The organism is Streptomyces albipurpureus (genome assembly GCF_023701525.1).
GTDB lineage: Bacteria > Actinomycetota > Actinomycetes > Streptomycetales > Streptomycetaceae > Streptomyces > Streptomyces albipurpureus.
The window spans coordinates 119,598-133,411 of the sequence record NZ_JAMQAW010000070.1; the positions used below are offsets into that span (position 1 = coordinate 119,598).

11 protein-coding genes, 1 tRNA gene and 2 pseudogenes are annotated in these 13,814 nt (G+C 68.1%); 6 read left to right on the forward strand and 8 right to left on the reverse strand.

The window, feature by feature from the left end:
• Window positions 1–13 precede the first annotated feature (13 nt).
• The 3 genes and pseudogenes from NBG84_RS40860 to NBG84_RS34760 form a co-directional block, all read right to left on the reverse strand.
• Entirely contained in the window at window positions 14–472 is a 459-nt protein-coding gene (locus tag NBG84_RS40860; RefSeq protein WP_308312152.1) for a DUF4254 domain-containing protein, read from the reverse strand.
• Window positions 473–596: 124 nt separating this feature from the next.
• Entirely contained in the window at window positions 597–854 is a 258-nt protein-coding gene (locus tag NBG84_RS34755) for a hypothetical protein (RefSeq protein WP_250923670.1), read from the reverse strand.
• Window positions 855–1,190: 336 nt separating this feature from the next.
• Window positions 1,191–1,620: pseudogene (locus tag NBG84_RS34760) on the reverse strand (NUDIX hydrolase); the annotation flags it as partial.
• 38 nt (window positions 1,621–1,658) lie between these two features.
• On the opposite strand from NBG84_RS34760, the pseudogene NBG84_RS41675 reads away from it, so the two are divergent.
• Window positions 1,659–1,832 (forward strand): annotated as a pseudogene (locus NBG84_RS41675) (hypothetical protein); the annotation flags it as partial.
• Window positions 1,833–2,206: 374 nt separating this feature from the next.
• Here the strand turns inward: NBG84_RS41675 and NBG84_RS34765 are convergent.
• A tRNA-Arg gene (locus NBG84_RS34765) sits at window positions 2,207–2,279 on the reverse strand.
• Between the two features lie 193 nt (window positions 2,280–2,472).
• Between NBG84_RS34765 and NBG84_RS34770 the strand changes: the two genes are divergently transcribed.
• Window positions 2,473–4,107 carry a class I adenylate-forming enzyme family protein gene (locus NBG84_RS34770; protein WP_250923688.1) on the forward strand — a complete coding sequence of 545 codons (1,635 nt, stop codon included), beginning with the start codon at window positions 2,473–2,475 and terminating at the stop codon, window positions 4,105–4,107.
• Here NBG84_RS34770 and NBG84_RS34775 read toward each other — a convergent pair.
• A complete protein-coding gene (locus NBG84_RS34775) occupies window positions 4,094–5,377 on the reverse strand; it encodes a M6 family metalloprotease domain-containing protein (RefSeq protein WP_250923671.1) in 1,284 nt (427 codons plus the stop codon). The genes NBG84_RS34770 and NBG84_RS34775 overlap by 14 nt on opposite strands.
• A gap of 253 nt (window positions 5,378–5,630) precedes the next feature.
• On the opposite strand from NBG84_RS34775, the gene NBG84_RS34780 reads away from it, so the two are divergent.
• Window positions 5,631–6,287: a TetR/AcrR family transcriptional regulator gene (locus NBG84_RS34780; protein WP_250923672.1), complete on the forward strand. Its 657-nt coding sequence runs from the start codon at window positions 5,631–5,633 to the stop codon at window positions 6,285–6,287.
• 421 nt (window positions 6,288–6,708) lie between these two features.
• The gene (locus NBG84_RS34785) at window positions 6,709–8,235 is read left to right on the forward strand and encodes an MFS transporter (protein WP_250923673.1); all 1,527 of its coding nucleotides are present in this window, start codon (window positions 6,709–6,711) and stop codon (window positions 8,233–8,235) included.
• A gap of 238 nt (window positions 8,236–8,473) precedes the next feature.
• Here NBG84_RS34785 and NBG84_RS34790 read toward each other — a convergent pair whose 3' ends face one another.
• Window positions 8,474–8,989 carry a MarR family winged helix-turn-helix transcriptional regulator gene (locus NBG84_RS34790; protein ID WP_250923674.1) on the reverse strand — a complete coding sequence of 172 codons (516 nt, stop codon included), beginning with the start codon at window positions 8,987–8,989 and terminating at the stop codon, window positions 8,474–8,476.
• A gap of 89 nt (window positions 8,990–9,078) precedes the next feature.
• Here NBG84_RS34790 and NBG84_RS34795 point away from each other — a divergent pair, with 89 nt between their 5' ends.
• Window positions 9,079–9,870, forward strand: a complete 792-nt coding sequence (locus tag NBG84_RS34795) for a dioxygenase family protein (RefSeq protein WP_250923675.1) — start codon at window positions 9,079–9,081, stop codon at window positions 9,868–9,870.
• A 39-nt stretch (window positions 9,871–9,909) separates the two neighbouring features.
• Here NBG84_RS34795 and NBG84_RS34800 read toward each other — a convergent pair whose 3' ends face one another.
• Together NBG84_RS34800 and NBG84_RS34805 are read right to left on the reverse strand one after the other, a co-directional pair.
• The gene (locus NBG84_RS34800; protein ID WP_250923676.1) at window positions 9,910–10,956 is read right to left on the reverse strand and encodes a questin oxidase family protein; all 1,047 of its coding nucleotides are present in this window, start codon (window positions 10,954–10,956) and stop codon (window positions 9,910–9,912) included.
• Between the two features lie 48 nt (window positions 10,957–11,004).
• Window positions 11,005–11,613 (reverse strand): GNAT family N-acetyltransferase, encoded by a 609-nt coding sequence (locus NBG84_RS34805; RefSeq protein WP_250923689.1) that lies wholly within the window; start codon window positions 11,611–11,613, stop codon window positions 11,005–11,007.
• Window positions 11,614–11,761: 148 nt separating this feature from the next.
• On the opposite strand from NBG84_RS34805, the gene NBG84_RS34810 reads away from it, so the two are divergent.
• The gene (locus NBG84_RS34810; RefSeq protein ID WP_250923677.1) at window positions 11,762–12,763 is read left to right on the forward strand and encodes a sigma-70 family RNA polymerase sigma factor; all 1,002 of its coding nucleotides are present in this window, start codon (window positions 11,762–11,764) and stop codon (window positions 12,761–12,763) included.
• Window positions 12,764–13,814: the final 1,051 nt, after the last annotated feature.

A 13,814-nucleotide genomic window follows, 5' to 3' on the forward strand; every position in this document is an offset into this window, starting at 1 on the left:
TTGCCGCACTCGCTCAGCCCACCGAAGGCGATGCCCCGGCGCAGGTGCCGACTCGGCTTGATCTCTTCAGGGGTGGCGTCGTCCCGGCCGTACAACTTGAAGCGGGCCGGTACGGGGAGACGACGGCGTCCGGCGACGACGTCGGAGACCAGCGTGTCGAGGGCTGCGCACAGCTCCTCCCGCTCGCCGTGGAGGGCGGGGACACGGCGGCGGGCCAGCTCGTCCCGGGCCGCCGCCCGTCGCAGTGCCAGATCCGCAGCGTCAGCACCGACAGGCGGTCGACGACGGAGGCAAGCGTCTCGGTGTGCAGCGGCGCATCGGCGCGGCCTGCGTCTGCCAGCGAACCGAGGACCTCGTCGGCCCGTTCGGCGAGCACGTTGCGTTCGGCGTTGAGCTGGTCGATCTCCCGCTTGCAGTCAGCGACCTGGACGGCGGGAGTAAGGCGCCGCGCACCCGGTCCTCGGTGCCCCACAGGTGTCCGATGACGGTGAGGAGTCGGGTGACGGCGTCGTCCAGGCGGTGCCGGTCCTTGTCCCGGAGCGTGGCTATGGCGCGGGCGAGGCCGGGCGGCAGGACCAGGGGCGGGGAGTTCTGGGTCATCGGGGACTCCCGTTGGCGAGTTGGCTGAGGTCAAGGTGATCAATCACGTCGGCGTGGATGTCATCCAGGGAGCGGTTCTCGCAGTCCACGACCGCGGTGTACGAGCCGTGGTCGACCTGGTGAAGCAGGACCGCGTGCGGCGACTTCTGATAGGCCGGGTAGATCCCGGTCCACGGGCGGCCCTCGCGAGCGCTCGCAATGGCGTAACTGCGCTCGGCGTCAAGGGTTCTTGTAGACGGCTCGCGAACCGGCAATGCCCGTCACGGTCTTGAACGTCTCACCGACCGTCAGCCCGTCCTTGACCACGCATTTTGCGGTGGCCACGGCGAGAAAGCATGGGTAGGCCCCGGTCGAGCAGGCCCGTACGCCCGGCCCCGCGGGCGGCGGCCCGCTTGGCGTGGCCGGCGAGCAGTATCTCGGTCAGCTCGACGGTCGTGGCCGTCTCGAACCACCACCGGGCGTAGTCGTCGGCCCGCGCCCAGCGGCTGAAAGCCGTCCCACAGCTCGGTCAGCCGCACCAGGTGGGTCGTCTTGCCGACGTTGTCAGGGCCGTTGAGGCTGACGAATTCCGGGGCCTGCGTCATTGCCCACGCCTCGCGGATCGGGGTGTCGAGGACGGAGACGATCGCGTCCGTGTTAGCGGCGATGAACTCGGCCAGCTTCGGCGGCATCAGGTTCAGCTCACGGACGGCCTTGGCGGTGAACGGCACCCGGACCACGTCGTACCCACCCCGCTCCGGCTTGGCGAACTCCGTCCCCGTACGCGCGGCCAAGTCCATCGACTCCAGGCGCGCGGCGAAGATGTGCTGGACTCCGACGCCGCCCTCCAGCTCGTCGGTGAGCAGGTGGACGAGCTCAGCGCGCTCCAGCTTGCCGACCAGTTCCTCGAACACCTCCCGGTACAGCGCCGCCTCGATGGTCGCGTCGTTCGCCTCGACCCCTCCGCCAACGGTCACCCAGTACGGCCCTGCCCGGCTTGGTGCGCTTGATGAGGACGAGCTCGTCGCCGTCGAGGAGGATGGCGCGACGAGGACCGCGAGAGGTGGGGGAGCGCCTGGGTGGAGACCGGTCGCGTCTTCACCCGGGAGAACGGCGAACTGCTCCATCCTGCCAACGTCACCCTCCGGTTCATCGAGCTGTATGAGGAGATCGGCCTCCCGCCGATCCGCTTCCACGACCTGCGCCTCGGTGCCGCGACCCTGGCTCGCGCGGCCGGAGCCGATCTGAAGGACATCCAGGAGATGCTCGGCCACTCGTCGATCACCATCACGGCCGGCACGTACACGAGCCTGTTCCCCGAGGCGGACCTGGCCATCGCCGAGGCTGCGGCCCGGCTCGTGCCGCGCGCACGACCCACCGCCGAAGCTGAGCCCCAGCTTGAGTCCGAGCCCGACGAGGCGGAAGAGCCCAGCCCGGAGATCGTGCCGGATGGTGCTGATCCGTTGGGAGAAATTTCGGAGATCAATTCTCCGTCCGCTCACGCACCGCTCACGCACCGCTCACGCCCGCTCACGCCCGCTCACGCAAACGGCCCCGGACGACGAGTCCGAGGCCGAATAGAACCCCCACCTGGGGAGAAACCCCAGGTCAGAGTGGTAATGCGTTGTGCCCCCGGCAGGATTCGAACCTGCGACACCCGCTTTAGGAGAGCGGTGCTCTATCCCCTGAGCTACGAAGGCGCTGCCCGACAGTGTAGCGGGTAGTCCATGGTCCCCCGAAGGGGTTGATCATGTGGCCGCGGAGCGGCAAGGTGGCTCCGATGCCCCCGTGAGTGATGCCGTGAGTGATGCCGTGGGTGGTGTTGGTGTTCGGGAACGTGAGTGGGCTGGGGAAGGGGCGACCGTGTCGCATGTCGAGGACAGAGCGGCGCGGATGCTTACCGCTCCCGGGGCTCCTTTTGCCGTGGCGCGGGGGGAGGACGGGGGGCTGTTCTATGTCGACGGGCCGCGGACCCTGGTGGAGTTCGTTGAGGTGACCTGGGGCTTTGGGGACCAGGTTTTCCTTGTGGGGGAGCGTTCCTCCTATAGCTATCGTGAGTTCCTTGCCGCCGCCTGTGCCCTCGCCCGGCGGTTCACCGAGGGGTATGGGCTGCGGCCGGGGGATCGCGCCGCCATGGTGATGCGCAACTGCCCCGAGTGGCAGATCGCCTTCTGGGCCGCCCAGTTGGCCGGGCTGGTCGCCGTGCCGCTCAACGCTCGGTGGACCGTGGCCGAGTTGGAGTACGTGCTCGACGATTGTCAGCCACGGGTGCTGCTCGTCGACGGTGAGCGGCTGGCGCTCGTCGATGACTGGCGCAGGCGGGCGGGGGCGCGGGTCATCACCTTTGAGCATGAGGGGGTGGCTGAGGGCGGGGAGCGGTACGAGGACTTTCCGGCCGTTGATCCCCGGAGCGCACCGCCCCAAGTCGAGGTGCGCGCCGAGGACGATGCCACCATCTTCTATACGTCGGGAACCACCGGAAGGCCCAAGGGGGCCGTGGCCACCCATCTCGCGCAGGCCGGGGCCGCGCAGCATCCGCGCTATCACGCGGCCGCGGCAGCCCTGGGCAGTGGGCGGTTCCCGGGGCAGGGGGCCGCGCCCGTTGCCCTGATGACGTATCCGTTCTTCCATGTCGCCGCCCTCACCGCCCTGTACTCGACGATGAGTGTCGGCGGCACTCTCGTCCTGATGCGTCGCTGGGATGCGGATGACGCCCTTGCGCTGATCGCCAGGCATCGAGTGACCCACTTCTCCGGGGTGCCGACCACCGCGCTCGATCTGTTGGATGCCGCTGAGCGCACGGGTGACGATCTGGCCACCCTCACCCACTTCTCCACCGGAGGGGCCGCCGCGCCCCCAGCCCTCGTAACGCGGCTCGCGGCCCGTTACGGGCACCGGATCGAGCCCCGTACCGGCTATGGGCTGACCGAGACCAGCGGTGGTGTACTCGCGGTATCGGGTGATGAGTATCGGAATGAGCCGGCGGGGGCGGGTGCTCCGGCGCCTGCGGTGGAGGTGCGGATCGTCGGCGTGGACGCTGAGCCGGTGCCGGAAGGCGAGCCCGGTGAGCTATGGCTGCGCGGGCAGTCATTGATACGCGGCTACTGGCGCGATGAGGCCGCCACCGCCGCGGCCTTCGAGGGCGGCTGGTTCAAGACCGGCGACCTGGCGACCGTGCGGGATGGGCGGGTCGCCATCGTCGATCGGATCAAGGACATCGTGCTCAGGGGCGGTGAGACCGTGTACTGCGCTCAGGTCGAGGCGGCTCTGCACGATCTGCCCGCGGTCGCGGATGCCGCCGTGTTCGGGGTGCCGCACGATCGGCTCGGCGAGGAGGTCGCGGCGGTTGTCCGGCTGCGTCCGGGGGCCGCCGTCACCATGGGGGAGTTGACCGAGCAGCTCGCTGACCGGATCGCCGCCTATCAGGTGCCGACCCTGCTGTCCGTGGGTGACATCCCGCGCAACGCGGCGGGGAAGACACTCCGCGGCGTTCTGCGCAGTCGTGCCCAGGGGCTCAGGAACGGGTGACCCGCACCTTGTACTTGCCCTGGTCCTCCCGTACGACAGAGATCTTGATGCCGTTCTTCTTGTCGGTGAAGCTCTGACCCGGCCGGTAGGGCGCGTCCGACAGTTCGGCGTGCACATTGGGCCGGCGGGTGCATCCCCCGCTGTCTGCCTCGCTGTCCGCCACGATCACCGGGCCCTGTCCGGTGTCCACCCCGGCGTGCACGCGGTAGATCAGTACTCCCGGTCGGCAGATCGCCTCGTCGTTGCCCGCCCGGGTGCGTACCTCGACCGCGTACCCCTCATCCGCGCTCAGGGGAACGATCGTCATCTTCTCGCCGCCCGCGGTGGCGAGAGGAGTCAGGGTGTGTTCGGTGGTGCCCGGTATCGAGGCGCAGCTGATCTGGGTGGAGTCGAGCCAGCCGAGCTTCCATTTGTGCCAGCCGAGTAGATCGTTGTTGGCTCCCCAGTCCTCGGACATGATGTCCCAGTGGCCGACCGAGCCGCCGCCTTCGGCGGTGTAGAGGTCGGGGAGGCCGAAGACATGGCCGTTCTCGTGCGGCAGCACCCGATAGCCGGTCTCGGCGTACGATCCCGAGCCGTCGTCCTGGCGGCTGTAGACGAAGGACGTGTTCGCCAGCGGTACGCCATCGGCGATCGGGGCCTCCGCGTTGCCGGAGAAGGTCACCGAGAGCACGGTGTCCAGCGCCGAGGGGCCGGCGTTCGGGGTGACGATGATGTTGACGAGGTCGTAGGCGCTGAAGTCGACCTGGGCGTCGGCGACGAGGACGATGTCCTCCACCAGCTTGCGGTACCCGGGCTCGTAGGGTGACCCGCGCTCTATCCCGTACTCATCGAACGCCAGGGGCATGCGCAACCAGTCGGTGACGGGGGCGTGCGGCTGGTAGCGCAGTCGCCCGTAGGAGCTGGTCGTGAACCAGTCAGAGGTCTGTGGGAAGAACTCAGCCAACCGGTCGAGTGCCGGTTCCTCGCCCTCGGCGTCGGGGAAGTCGATCATGAGGTTGAGGGCGCGGACCTCGCCGGTGGAGGGGGAGTAGCCGGCGGGTGTGGGCAGTCCTTCCGACATCTGGATCCCGAGCGAGGGAGGGAGTCGGCACGGCCCGACGCCGCTTGCGTCCGGGGCGGCCACCGGGCCGGCTGAGGCCCGGGTGGGGGCCGGGATGGTGGCGCTCGCGGTGGTGAGGGCGGCGAGGGCCAGCGCGGTGAGGGCGGCGAGACCGCCGAGGCGGCGGCCTCTGGGCGCCGGGCGTATCCGGTGGCGTGTGTGGTGCATGCATCCGCCTTCGGGTCCGCGGCAGCAGGCCGGGCCCTCGCTGCGCTCTGTGCGATCAGCCTGTGGCGGGTGGTGGCGAGCCGCGCGCGGAGTGGGCCGTTCGGGGAGTCTTCACCTGGAGGGGAGTGACCCACGTCACGCTGCGAGATGGAAATAAACGGGGATCGCCTCCCCGTTTGGACTGGTGGCCCCGGGAAACGGGGAGTTGGCCCCCGCTTAGTGGGGGGATTCGATCGAGTAGGGGAGTGGACCCGTGAGCGCCGCCGCTGAGATCCAAGCGCGTCAGGTCGCCCGGCCGCGCGCGGACGCCCTGCGGAATCGCGAGCGGATCGTGTGCGCGGCTCGGGGGATGTTCGCCGAGCTGGGTCCAGATGTGCCGCTCGATGACATCGCCCGTACGGCGGGTGTCGGCAATGCCACGCTCTACCGCCACTTCCCCGATCGCGCTGCCCTGATCCACGCGGTCGTGGTGTCAGTCCTCGATCGCGTCCATGAGCAGGTGCGGCGAGCGGCCACGGAGGAGAGCGACCCCTTCGCTGCCGTCCGCCGTTTCGTCCATGCGGCTGCTGATGAGCGCATCGGGGCGCTCTGCCCGATGATCACCGGAGACTTCGACCGCAACCATCCGGATCTGCTGGCCGGACGCGACCGGCTCGAAGACGCGGTGCGTGAGCTGATTGAGCGAGCGCAGTCAGCGGGCAGGATGCGGCGAGATGTGGCTGTCGGGGATCTGTTGGTGGCCCTAGGGCAGCTTGCCCGACCACTGCCGGGGACCGGATGCACGGAGTTGGACCGCTTTGTGCACCGCCATCTCCAGTTGTTCCTGGACGGCTTGGAGGCGCCCGCGCGCTCCGAGCTGACCGGCCGGGCTATTACCTTGGAAGACCTACGGGGACCGGGGGCATACTGATGACCGGACTTTGACCGGGGGCCAACCCGACCCCGACCAGACACTCACCGTTGCGGCGGGGATCGTCATGATCCGCAAACCTTGAGTGTGGCGGCGCCGAAGTGAAGACACTGAACGTTGCGACCTTCAGTGTTGTGATCTTGGACGGCGTTGCCTGGGACGGGAAACGAGCTACCGACTTGACGCCCTGGGGAACTGCCCGATGCAGCCGGGGTCATGCATTCCAGGGGGACGGCCGACGGGGGCACCCAACCTCGTGAGGCTCACAACGTGGTGAGCCAAGCTCCCGACGGCCCGTACGCCAGCTGAGGCCATGGGTCTTCACCCTTGTTGACCGGCTCAAAGCACCACTGGTGGAAAACCTCTTGACCAGACGGTTTCTGACCGTTTTGACCATTCCGCACGCTAGGTGGCTAGACCCATGCCAAAAACCGATATACCCGGATCCGACCCGCAACGCTGGAAAGCCCTGGTCTTTATCGCCCTGGCCCAGCTGATGGTGGTGCTCGACGCCACGATCGTGAACATCGCCCTGCCCACCGCCCAGCAGGACCTCGGCATCTCCGACGGCAACCGGCAGTGGGTCATCACCGCCTACGCCCTCGCCTTCGGAGGCCTGCTGCTCTTCGGCGGCCGTATCTCCGACCTCTGGGGTCGCAAGCGCACCTTCATCGTCGGACTGGCCGGCTTCGCCGCGGCCTCCGCACTGGGTGGAGCCGCCAACGGCGAAGCGATGATGCTGGGCGCCCGGGCGCTCCAGGGTGTCTTCGGCGCACTGCTCGCCCCTGCCGCGCTCTCCCTGCTCGCCGTGATGTTCACCGACGCCAAGGAACGCGCCAAGGCGTTCGGTATCTACGGCGCGATCGCCGGTGGTGGTGGTGCGGTCGGGCTGATCCTCGGCGGCTTCCTCACCGAGTACCTGAACTGGCGCTGGACCTTCTACGTCAACATCCCCTTCGCGATCGCCGCCGCGGTCGGTGCCTACCTGGTGATCCGTGAGCCCGCGGGCGCCCGTAACCGCGCCTCGCTCGACATCCCGGGAGTCGTTCTCTCGACGCTGGGTCTGGTGGCGCTGGTCTACGGCTTCACCCGCGCTGAGCACTCCGGCTGGTCGGACGGGCTGACGGTGGGCATGTTCATCGCCTCCGCGGTCCTGCTGGCGGCCTTTGTCATCACCGAAGCGAAGGTCAAGGCTCCGCTGCTGCCGCTGCGCGTTCTGACTGAGCGCAACCGTGCCGGTGTCTATCTCTCGCTGGGCCTTGCGGTCATCGGGATGTTCGGACTCTTCCTCTTCCTCACGTTCTACTTGCAGATCGTGAAGGAGTACTCACCGGTCGCCACGGGCTTCGCCTTTATGCCGATGATCGTGGGCATGATCGTGGGATCCACCCAGATCGGCACCCGGCTGATGACCCGGGTCCCGCCGCGGATGCTGATGGCACCCGGGTTCCTGGTTGCCGCGCTCGGCATGCTGATGCTGACGCAGTTGGACATCAACACCTCGTACGCCGGTCTGATCATGCCCGCTCAGCTGCTGCTGGGCCTGGGTATGGGTACGGCCTTCATGCCGGCGATGTCCCTGGCCACGCATGGGGTCGACCCGCGTGACGCCGGTGTCGCCTCCGCGATGGTCAACACCTCCCAGCAGGTGGGTGGCGCGATCGGTACGGCACTGCTGAACACGATCGCCGCCTCGGCCACCACCTCCTACATCAGCTCGCACACGGCCGGCGCTGCCGACCCCAAGCTGCTCCAGCTCCAGGGCATGGTGCACGGCTTCTCCTCCGCGATCTGGTGGGCGGTCGGCATCCTGGTGCTCTCGGCGGGGATCGCCTTCTCGTTCATCACCACGGGACGGCCGGACATGGGGGCGTCCTCGAAGTCCTCCGGTGACGGGGACGGTGCCGGGACCGAGGGCGAGGTACGCGTGCCGGTGGTGCTCCACTGATCGGGTTCTCGCGCGGGTAGCGAGCGTGCGGATTCTCACGCGCCTGGCGTAAGGAAACGGGGCCCTGCCCGGAGTCACTCCGGGCAGGGCCCCACGCCGTTCTGGTCCGCCCGGTGACTATCGGCCCGTGAGGGTGGCCGGCTGGTGGCCGGGCGGGCCCTCGCCCGACGCTGAGAGCGGTTGATCCCGGTCAGCCGGTCAGCCGGTCAGGCAGTCGAGCGGTCAGCCAGCCAGTCGATCAGCGCAGCCAGGGCAGATCCGCTGCCGAGTCCTGCGGCTGGAGCCCTTCCGCCAGAATCCGCATGATCTCGCCCAGCTGTCCGACCTGCTCCGGTGTGAGTCGGTCGAACATCGCCTGTCGTACCGCCTCCACATGGCCGGGCGCGGCCTGCTGCAACACCTGCATGCCCTCCTCGGTCAGGATGGCGTTCTGCCCGCGCTTGTCGGAGGGACAGTCCTCCCGACGCACCCAACCGTTCCTTTCCAGCCGAGCCACCGCGTGCGACAGCCGAGAACGGGTGATCTTGAGGGCGATGGCCAGTTCCGTCATTCGCCGGCGTCGATGGGGAGCCTGCGCCAGTTGGACGAGCAGTGCGTAGTAGATGTGCGGCATCCCCGCGTCCCGCTGCAACTGGCGGTCGAGGTAGTCGTCCAGGAGCATGGTCGCCTGGATGTAGGAACGCCAGGCCTGCTGTTCGTGATCGGTGAGCCAGCGCGCCGGGCGCTCGTCGCCGCCGGGGGATGCCGTGTTCATACCCCTACTGTACGACTAGTTCTTGAAAGTTGAACTACATTGGCTTACTCTGATCCCTAGCTTGAACTTTCAAGTAGATCGGTTGCGATATGGCTCCCACCCCCGCCGCTCCCGCACCGGAGCGGATGCCTGCCCTCTATCTGTCCCACGGCGCGCCGCCGCTCGCGGATGACCCCGTCTGGCCGCAGCAGCTCGGGGCCTGGTCCCAGGACCTACCCCAGCCCAAGGCGATCCTGATGGTCTCCGCCCACTGGGAGGAGGCCCCGCTCGCGCTGGGCGCGACCGGGAGTGTTCCGTTGGTGTACGACTTCTGGGGCTTCCCGGAGCACTACTACGCGGTGCGATACCCGGCACCTGGCGCCCCGAAGTTGGCCGACTCGGTGAGGAAGATGCTGCGCCGCGCTGGCCACCCCGTGCAGGACATCCCGGACCGGGGTCTCGATCACGGTGCGTACGTACCCCTGGTGGAGATGTATCCGACCGCTGACATCCCCGTACTCCAGATCTCCATGCCCACTCTTGATCCGCAACAACTGATGGCGATCGGTCGCAAGCTGGCGCCACTGCGGGATGAAGGAGTGCTGATCGTCGGGAGCGGCTTCTTCACCCACAATCTGGCGGCGCTGCGACACACCGGTGTGCCCGGCTGGTCGTCGGAGTTCGACGACTGGGGGCAGCGGGCACTCGCGGCGTCCGATGTGGATGCCCTGTTGGACTTTGAGAACAAGTCCCCGGCCGGGCGGCTGGCCCATCCGCGTACGGAGCACTTCGCCCCGCTGTTCGTGACCCTCGGCGCTTCGGAGGGTGAGCTCGCGACGGGGCGCAGTGTGATCGACGGCTTCTGGATGGGCCTCGCCAAGCGTTCGGTGCAGTTTGGCTGAGCCTGTTCGACATCCCTCCGAGGGCCTGTTCAACATCCCTCAGAGGAAAGGGGTATTGAGCTCAATCGAGCGGACAGCCGCGGTCAGCGCCACGCCGTCCCCCACATCGAGAGCCGTGTCGGTGAACTTGATCGTGTGGTCATCGCCGTGGGCGGCCGCCCGCTCGAAGACCTCCTCCGGGGCGGCTCGGGTGGGCGTGGCAGGCACGGCATGGGCCGGGGTGTACGCGGCCGTGACCGCCGCACTCGCCGCCCAGGCGGCTGCCAGGCTCGGGGCCCACAGCTCCCGGGGCAGCGCGGGCAGCGTCCGGAGCACGGCGTTGGGCGCGGTGGCCGCGTGGACCAGCATCACCGGCTCGCCATGACCATGCGTGGCGTAGCGGTGGGTCGCGGCAGCGACCAGCTCAATGAGCTGCGCATGGGCCAGATCCGGCGCGGATGCTTCGGTGGTCGGCTGGCCCGCGCTGCCGGACTGGTGCAGAGGGCTGGGCCAGTGGGGGAACGCGGTCAACTGGCGAAGGCGATGCTCGATGCCCTCAGACCGATCGCGCACCGCGGGCACCAGGTCCAGCGCGGCTGCCGCACTCGGCGCGCCCGGTAGCAGTTGCAACCGCGGCAGCGGCTGATGGCGCGCAGCCCAGTACCCCAGCGCATGCGCCAGCTCGGTGACCCTGGGACCGGTCTCCTCCTCGGACAGCAGGGTGCGCACGGAGTGGCCGACCCGAATCACCGGATGCGTCGCACCGCCGGCGATCCCCGGGAGTAGCCGGGGCCACCACTCGGCGAGCACCTCACGCCACGGGCGGTCAGCGGTCTCCCGCTCGAAGTAGATCGCCCAGTCGGCGATCCGGCGCGGATCGCCGAGGGCCGTGCGCCAGTCAGCGGATGTCACCGCAGTCGTGGGACGCGGCATCTCCTCCAGTTTGTCGCGGTACTGGTCGAGCCAGCGGTGTACGGACCGCCCCTGACCGTGGCGCACCAGCGCTTCGACGGCCATGGGGGCGTGGTTGCTGAGCCAGCCGTCGCGCTCGGGGCCCGAGACATGGATGCGATCCAGTGCTTCATCGAGGGTGCCGGTGGTGTCCATGCGCTGACCGTAGGGCTGGCACCCGGTGGACCGTAACGGGCTGCGGTCCTAGACCTTTCTGCCCAGCGCTCCTGGTACCCGCGCATCCGACTTCGACCCGCCCGGACTACTCCCGCGCAGTTTCTTCTCGTACCAGACGATGTCCCAGTAGCGGTCGAACTTCCGTCCGGCCTCGGTAAACGTGCCGATCGGGCGAAAGCCGAACCGTGCGTGCAGCCGGGCCGACGCCTCATTGGGCTGGGTGATTCCCGCATAGGCGCGATGGACGTCCTCGCCCTCCAGGGCCTGGAACAGCCGCTCGTAGAGAAGCGTTCCTATACCGAGCCCCGCGGCCTCGGGCGCGCAGTAGACGCTGACCTCGACGGAAGTGCTGTACGCCGCTTTGGGGCGAAATGCGCTACTGGTCGCATAGCCGAGCAGCGTGCCCCGGTTTTCGGACGACCCATCGGCATTTCGGACATCCCGAGCAACCAGAAGGCGGTACGGGCCGTCTTCAGGGTGAGAAAGCAACCAGGGCAGCCGCTGCGCGGGGGTGAAGGTATCTATGTCGAATGTGATGGGCGTCTCGCGGATGTAATGGTTGTAAAGCTCCGTCAGAGCCTCAAGATCGGCCTCCGCACCCGCTCTGACCTCGCATTCTTTACGTTCTCGCAGCATCTGTCCTCCGTTGCTGGTCGCACAGGGTACTGCAAGATCGTAAAAATTGAAGTGATCCACGGGAATTCTGTCTGGATTCCAGTCGTTGATTCCATCGGATGCAGGGCACCCGAAAGGGTGTCGCGACTAACTCAGCAAGGGAGCTCGCATGGCAACCCGTGCCGTCGCCCGTCGCCAGTCCGAGAACAAAGGGACCACCGACCGGGTACGCAGCGTTCGCGCAGTAGGCGGGGAGATCGCCGACCGCGACCTGGTCGGCATGTACCTCGACGAAATCGCGCGTACGCCGCTACTCGACGCCGCAAAGGAGGTCGAGCTGTCCCAGACCATCGAGGCTGGGGTGTATGCCCGACAGGTCCTGGAGAAAGAGGTAGAGAGCGAAGCCGGCGGAGCCACGCGCGAGGAGCTTGAGACTCTGGTGGCCGATGGCGAACGTGCCAAGGACGTCTTCATCCGGTCCAACCTACGACTCGTGGTCGCCGTCGCCCGCCGATACCCGCGCAGCGGTCTACCCCTACTCGACCTCATCCAGGAGGGGAACGCCGGCCTGGTGCGCGCGGTCGAGAAGTTCGACTACGCAAAGGGCTTCAAGTTCTCCACGTATGCGACCTGGTGGATTCGCCAGGCGATCACCCGCTCCATAGCGGATCAGTCCCGCACCATCCGGCTTCCCGTCCACCTGGTGGAGGAGCTCGGCCGAATTCGCAGGGTCCAGCGCGAATTCAACCGTGAGAAGGGCCGCGATCCGGAGCCGGCGGAGGTCGCACAGGAGCTTGACTCGACGCCGGAGCGCGTCATTGATGTTCTCGACTGGGCGCGTGACCCGGTCAGCCTTAACATGGCGGTGGATGACGCTGGCGAGACCCAGTTCGGTGATCTGCTGGAGGACACCTCCGCTGTGTCCCCCGAGCAGTCCGTGCTCACCCTGCTGCGCAGTGAGGGCCTAGAGGACCTGATCGGCAAGCTGGACCAGCGGACGGCGTCGATCATCAGGATGCGATACGGAATCGTGGATGGCCGGGAGCGCACGCTGACCGAGGTCGGCAAGGAGCACGGGCTGACCCGTGAGCGCATCCGGCAGATCGAGAAGCACGCACTGCTGGAGCTGAAGAAAATGGCGAGGGACACCGGCTTCGACGCGGCCGCCTGACCCCGCCCCCTATACGGACCCCGAGACCCACCCCCCCTGGTCTCGGGGTCCTTCCACGCCCAGCCAAAGCCTCACCCCGTCGGAGCCGATCGAGTGTCTGCCCCGCCGATCCGCCAGCCACGGCCCAAGACCTCCGTCATCTGTCATCTGTCACCTCTGCCCTGTCACCTGTTCCTCTCTTCTGGCCTTGGGCAGGGCGGGAGGGGCTGCCTTGGCCCCTCCCGCCCCAGATATTCGGGGCCGGCAGCCTTCCCCCTCTGCCCTTCTCCCTCTACTCCTCCGGGAGACAAGGCCCCTGGGGCAGCGGACTGGCCGGGCTGGGGCGGAGGGCCACATGGTTGCTCTCCTCCTGCCTCCAGCGGACAGATAGCCAGGTAGCCCAGGGGCGGCGTGGCCGGCTTGGGTGATTTGCGGTGACAGGTACCCGGGGCAAGGGCGACCGGGCTTGGGCGTGGGGCGCAGAGGGTTCTCCTGGTTCCTCCGCAGGGCGGGGCAGGGCAGGGACCCTGGGGGCAGGGGACACCAAGTGTCGGCTGGGGGCTCGCAGAGGGCGTCCCGGGGCCTGGTGGCTGGGGATGCAAGCTTCGGCGTGGGGGCGCGGGCAGATCGTGCCCCCTGGTTCCTCGACGGGACAGGGACCCGGGGGCAAGGTGACCAAGCCTGGGCGTGGGGGCGCGCAGGGGGTGTCCCCGGAAGCGATCGACGGCAAGACCCGCATGCCGGCTCGGAGTCGCTTCGGGCCGTCGACGCTGAGGAGTCACCCCCGATAGCACCCCCCAACCCACGCCAACACAGGCTCCCCAGCCCCAAGAACCAAGGCCTCACCCCGGGCAACCCCCACCAAGACAGGCCCCTGCCAGGAACCCGCCTCAGCCCGTCCGACGTTTGAGGACGGAACCCTTGACCCCGGGTGGGGACAGCCGGTGCAGGGGCGCCGGGCCCGGGGTGCTCAGGGCTCCAGGCACGGTCACCCCGCCTAGCCTGAGGTTCCCCCGTTGTGTGGGGGTGGTTGGTTAGCTGGTCAGGGTGGGTTGGTGTGGTGTGGGTTTCG

What these genes read in the sequence shown, in the direction of transcription:
- NBG84_RS34770 (WP_250923688.1), top strand. Translation starts at nt 2,473, where the DNA reads ATGCTTACCGCTCCCGGGGCTCCTTTTGCCGTGGCGCGGGGGGAGGAC.
- NBG84_RS34775 (WP_250923671.1), bottom strand. Translation starts at nt 5,377, where the DNA reads ATGCACCACACACGCCACCGGATACGCCCGGCGCCCAGAGGCCGCCGC.
- NBG84_RS34785 (WP_250923673.1), top strand. Translation starts at nt 6,709, where the DNA reads ATGCCAAAAACCGATATACCCGGATCCGACCCGCAACGCTGGAAAGCC.
- NBG84_RS34790 (WP_250923674.1), bottom strand. Translation starts at nt 8,989, where the DNA reads ATGAACACGGCATCCCCCGGCGGCGACGAGCGCCCGGCGCGCTGGCTC.
- NBG84_RS34795 (WP_250923675.1), top strand. Translation starts at nt 9,079, where the DNA reads ATGGCTCCCACCCCCGCCGCTCCCGCACCGGAGCGGATGCCTGCCCTC.
- NBG84_RS34800 (WP_250923676.1), bottom strand. Translation starts at nt 10,956, where the DNA reads ATGGACACCACCGGCACCCTCGATGAAGCACTGGATCGCATCCATGTC.
- NBG84_RS34805 (WP_250923689.1), bottom strand. Translation starts at nt 11,613, where the DNA reads ATGCTGCGAGAACGTAAAGAATGCGAGGTCAGAGCGGGTGCGGAGGCC.
- NBG84_RS34810 (WP_250923677.1), top strand. Translation starts at nt 11,762, where the DNA reads ATGGCAACCCGTGCCGTCGCCCGTCGCCAGTCCGAGAACAAAGGGACC.